Below are 4,694 nucleotides of genomic sequence, written 5' to 3' on the forward strand. Positions count from 1 at the left end.
CGGCCTTTACAAGGCAGAAGTTATTCATCGTCGCGGACCATGGCGTAACGTGCAGGCGGTTGAACTCGCCACGCTTGGATGGGTGGACTGGTTTAATCATCGACGCCTACTTGAGCCGATCGGCAACATCCCGCCGGCCGAAGCGGAAGCCTGCTACTATGAGCAAATTGCTGGAATGCCGATGGCAGCGTAACTCCAGCAAAACCGTCTCCGAAGTTCCCGGTGCGCTTCAGCTACGAAAATGTCAAGCGTGCGCGGTACGAGAACACGCTGCTTGAGACGCACGAGCAAGACGAGAACCTCGTCTTGGAATTTCGTCCCAGCAACGGCCAATTAATGTTCGTCGCGTGTTTATGGTCGCACTGGAGAGCGCCCGGTCAATCAGCTTGCTTTCATTCGCCGCAATCATCGATGAGCCGCCGCCCGAGATCGAGGCTGCGGGTCACGATCGTTGCATCACTCCGATCAAGCCGGAGAACGTCGAAGCGTGGCTGAAGCCCGATGGATCAAATCTGGAGGCGTTGTACGCCATTCTTGATGATCGGGACCGGCCATACTATGAGCATCGACTTGCCGCTTAGATCTCGCCAATGCGCAGCTTAACTTGCTTGTGGAATTGGTTTTAAGCAAGATGACACGACATAGCAAGTGTTCGCATCACACTTTGGAAAGTGCCTCGTACGCCCGTTCCGGTATTTCCGCAATCGGGACGTATACTTCTGTTTGCTAAGACCATAAAACTTTTGGAAATTCATAATCAACGGCGACCACTTATCCGGATCGATTCGATTCGTCACCTCAGGCCATGGTTGGGCGATCTGTTTGAGCAGCGCGACGTCAACCTTGGCGTAATAGGCGGTGGTATCGATGCCGCGATGCCTCAGGATTAGGCCGATCTGCGCGAGGGGCAGCCCGTGGCGCAAAATCTCAGTCGCCGCCGGCAATTCGAGATCGCGACTCGAGATACCGCAGAACTGCCTCGCCAGCATCCTGTGGCAGCGGAAGGCGAACTTCATAGCGTCCCTTTCCTAAGACACTAGCGTCCCGGTCTCCCACTCGATGTCGTTGATGCGAAGGTTCGCTAGGTCACCCGCGCGAACCCCGAGTCGCACCAACAACAGGACAATCGCGCGATCGCGAAGGCGCCCGGATGAATCGCCGTCGCATGCGGCGGTCAGGCGGTCAACTTCGTCACCAGTCAGGCACCTTGGCAGCGACGCCAAGCGCCAATGTGCCAACGACGGAACCGCCTGGTCGAGACCGGGCCGACACAGGTCGTGAACACCGAGGTAACGTAAGAAGGCTCGCGCGCTGGTGATCCGCTTCTCAGCGGTACCAGCGCCGCAACTGCAAGCACTGTTCAGCAGGAACGTGCGTATTTGCTTCGGCTCCCACTCGTTGACGTCACCAAGCACCTTCAGCATCACTGCGGCATCACGACCGTAGAGCCGAATGGTCGGCTCTTTCGCACCTCGGTGCTTTTGCAACCATTGCCGGAAACCACCCACGATTGCTGCCTCCCGAATCTCTGCAATCGAAGGTTTGTTGTCCTGGCAGACGCCAATCTCGATCAAGTATTCGCGAAAGCGTTTGACGCCGAAATAGACGTGGTGGTTGGTCTTGCCTCCGTTTGCTTCCGGGCAAGTGCAGGTTGGCAGATGACGAAAGAAGATTTCCGGGGTCTGTGGGCTCGTATCGGCCAGGGTACCGCTGTGTGCCAGCATGAAGCGACCAAGATGATTGGCAGCTCGCAGGTAACGTATGGCACTGGCTTCAGAGTATCCGTCTCGCTCGAGTGCATCAGCAAAGTTGTCGATGAAGACTCCGCTCGGTCCCGAGCGCAGACGTTTCAAGGTTTCGGTGCTACCAGGTAGGTGTCCAGCATCACATCCTCCTATGAGGGTTGCCAGGGAAGGCCAAGCCACCATAGCAAAAGAGGACCGCGATTTTATGGGGTGTTAAATGGCGAACAGCCAGATACAAAATCAGATACAGCCGGTGGGTTTAGCGCCGAGCCTGATCTGCAACTCCCAGTTAGACAGGACTCCGCATAAGACACGTCATGGAGTTCACTCCATTACATGTCGGAATCGCCATTGCCCGAAGTGTCAGGGCAATGCCGCACGCCGCTGGCTCGAAGCGCGCGAGGCCGACCTGCTGACGGTGGAGTACTATCACGTCGTCTTCACGCTTCCCGCACCGATCAGTGCGATCGCCTGGTACAACAAGCGCGTCATCTACGGGCTGCTGTTCGACATTGCGGCCGAGATCGTGAGATTGGTATCGATCACGCGTTGCCAGTCGCTTAGTTCAAGCTCGACAAGCGGCTTTCGAAACTGGATGCCGGCATTGTTGACGACAATGTCGACCTGCACGCCTTGCCTGTCCCAATCCGCAAAGGCGTCGTGCACGGCCTGTTCGTTCGTGACATCGAATGCTTGGCCTTGCGCATTCAGTCCTTTGTTCGCCAGACGCGAGACTGCTTCGTTCACGGCGTCGGCCCGCGTTCCGTTGACGATTACGCGCGCGCCCGCATTCGCCAATCCTTCGGCGAGCGCGAAGCCGATCCGCGCGCGGAACCGGTGACAAGCGCCGTGCGGCCGCTCAGATCGAAAAGCTGTGTCATGCGTCTGTCCTTTTCATGCCGTGTTGTGCCGGGCCGTCAAGGCTACGCTCTATCGGCGCGGGCCGCTTGCAGGCTTCCGCGCGCCGTGAGCCTGCATCAAACCGCCGCCGCTTCCTTCATGGTAAAAAGCCTTACCGCTTCATCGAGCACGTCCGCGCGTTCGGCGAGCCGCAGCGCCGTCGCAGCCGCCTGCTCGACCAATGCGGCGTTCTGCTGGGTCGATCCATCCAGATGCGCGACCGCCTGGTTGACCTGCCGGATGCCTTCGGCCTGCTCGCTGCTCGCGTTCGCCACTTCCGAAATGATCGCCGATACACGATGCACGGCGGCATCGATCGCGCGCATCTGGCTGGTCGTGCGCGACACGAGATCCGTGCCTTCCGCGATCTGCGCAACGCTCGTCTCGACCACGACCTTGATCTCTCTCGCCGATGCCGCGCAGCGCTGGGCCAGGTTGCGCACTTCGGTTGCGACCACTGCGAACGAGCGGCCGGCTTCGCCCGCGCGCGCCGCTTCAACCGCCGCGTTCAACGCGAGGATATTGGTCTGGAAGGCAATGCCATCGATCACGCCGGTGATGTCCGCGATCCGCTGCGACGCCGTGTTGATCCCCGCCATGGTTTCCTCAACGCGAATGGCGATCTTGCCACCATCGCTCGCTGCCGTCTGCGCTTCCTTCACGAGTTCGAGCGCCCGTACACTTGCATCCGCGTTGCCCGTCACGGTGCTGGTCAACTGGTCCATGGTCGCGGCCGTTTGCTCGAGCGAAGCCGCCTGTAACTCGGTGCGTCGCGACAAATCCATATTCCCGCTGGAGATTTCGCGCGCCGCGTCCATCATTCCGCCAATCTGTCCACGCACGTCCAGCACGATGGCCGACAGATTCGCCTTGAGCTGGTTGAGCGCGTGCTGAACTTCGCCGAGGTCGTCGCGCTTGCCGGCTTCCATCGATACCGTCAGGTCGCCTGCCGCCATGCGTGACGCGTAACCGGACATTGCGCCCACGCGCGCGCCGATCTGGCGCGACACGCTGGCCCAGCCGAACGCGCTCACCAATGCGCTCACGCCAAAGGCGAACCACAACGGCAGCGGCGGCGCGCCGTTATACGCAACCAGTCCGCTCGCCAGTACTGCAAGCGGCGCGCTTGCATAACCGAGCGCGACGCGTTTGGCCACGGGCATGTGCATCAATGCCCCGAGCTTGCCCAGGATCCCGCGGCGCACAAGCACGCCTTGCTGAAGACGCAGCGACCCCATCGCGCCGGCTCGCATACGTGCGTACCACGCGTCGGCGCTCGCTACTTCGTCGCGGCCGGGCTTGACGCGCACGCTCAGGAAACCCACCGCCTTGCCGTGTTCGATAACCGGCGTCACGTTCGCGCGAACCCAGTAGAAATCGCCATTTTTGCGGCGGTTCTTGACCAGCGCCGTCCAGGGCCGGCCGCCGCAGATGGTCGTCCACATGTCGGCGAAGGCCTCGCGCGGCATGTCGGGGTGGCGGATCAGGTTGTGCGGCTGGCCAATGAGTTCGTCGCGCGAATAGCCGGATACGTCGATGAAAGCCGGATTGCAATACTTGATATTTCCAGAAAGATCGGTCGCCGAGACAAGCATTTCCGTCGATGGGAAATCGTATTCGTGCTGTGTGACAGGCTGGTTGTTGCGCATTTGATGTGTCCTTTTTCTCTTCTGGAACGCGACGCACCGTTAGGTGGCGGGCGCGCTTTTCATCCATTTACGTTACCCATCGGTAACGGCATGTACCCACAAATTCTTTAGGGTTTTTACGCTTAAGAGTGTGGAAAAGGGCGGCGCGCGACGCAGCTCGAAGGGTCTCGGAGCGCGCGGTGGAGCAGCAGTGCGCCTGAACTTAAAGCTTCGAGAAAACACGCCGTAAACCTGTTATGGGATGAACCCATATAAAGCGGCCTGCGTTAGAATTTCCGCCATTACCGGCCGGTTGACATAACGCCGTCTATCAGCCGAAGCTTTGTAGAAGCAATATGAGAATGTCGTGTTCTAGCAATATACAAATGTCGGGTTTTGTACCCACTGGCAAGCTGGCGAT

3 protein-coding genes and 4 pseudogenes are annotated in these 4,694 nt (G+C 59.3%); 3 read left to right on the top strand and 4 right to left on the bottom strand.

The genetic code is table 11. From position 1 onward, the window contains the following. Both NCT04_RS11720 and NCT04_RS11725 read left to right on the top strand, forming a co-directional pair. Positions 1–193, top strand: a pseudogene (locus NCT04_RS11720) (IS3 family transposase); the annotation flags it as partial. A 41-nt stretch (positions 194–234) separates the two neighbouring features. Then, positions 235–581: pseudogene (locus NCT04_RS11725) on the top strand (SOS response-associated peptidase family protein); the annotation flags it as partial. A 76-nt stretch (positions 582–657) separates the two neighbouring features. Here NCT04_RS11725 and NCT04_RS34695 read toward each other — a convergent pair. After that, positions 658–791: pseudogene (locus tag NCT04_RS34695) on the bottom strand (flavin reductase family protein); the annotation flags it as partial. Positions 792–1,028: 237 nt separating this feature from the next. Continuing rightward, positions 1,029–1,853: a tyrosine-type recombinase/integrase gene (locus NCT04_RS11735; RefSeq protein ID WP_250465542.1), complete on the bottom strand. Its 825-nt coding sequence runs from the start codon at positions 1,851–1,853 to the stop codon at positions 1,029–1,031. A 214-nt stretch (positions 1,854–2,067) separates the two neighbouring features. On the opposite strand from NCT04_RS11735, the pseudogene NCT04_RS11740 reads away from it, so the two are divergent. Beyond that, positions 2,068–2,286, top strand: a pseudogene (locus NCT04_RS11740) (transposase zinc-binding domain-containing protein); the annotation flags it as partial. Here NCT04_RS11740 and NCT04_RS11745 read toward each other — a convergent pair. After that, positions 2,238–2,543 carry an SDR family NAD(P)-dependent oxidoreductase gene (locus NCT04_RS11745; RefSeq protein WP_250465544.1) on the bottom strand — a complete coding sequence of 102 codons (306 nt, stop codon included), beginning with the start codon at positions 2,541–2,543 and terminating at the stop codon, positions 2,238–2,240. The pseudogene NCT04_RS11740 and the gene NCT04_RS11745 overlap by 49 nt on opposite strands. A gap of 179 nt (positions 2,544–2,722) precedes the next feature. Next, complete coding sequence (locus NCT04_RS11750) at positions 2,723–4,294, bottom strand: methyl-accepting chemotaxis protein (RefSeq protein ID WP_250465546.1); 1,572 nt, start codon at positions 4,292–4,294, stop codon at positions 2,723–2,725. Positions 4,295–4,694 lie beyond the last annotated feature (400 nt).

This window comes from Caballeronia sp. GAFFF2 (genome assembly GCF_023631485.1).
Taxonomy (GTDB): Bacteria; Pseudomonadota; Gammaproteobacteria; order Burkholderiales; family Burkholderiaceae; genus Caballeronia.

Excerpts from the sequence above, each read along its gene's own strand:
- NCT04_RS11750 (WP_250465546.1), bottom strand. The coding sequence starts at position 4,294 with ATGCGCAACAACCAGCCTGTCACACAGCACGAATACGATTTCCCATCG.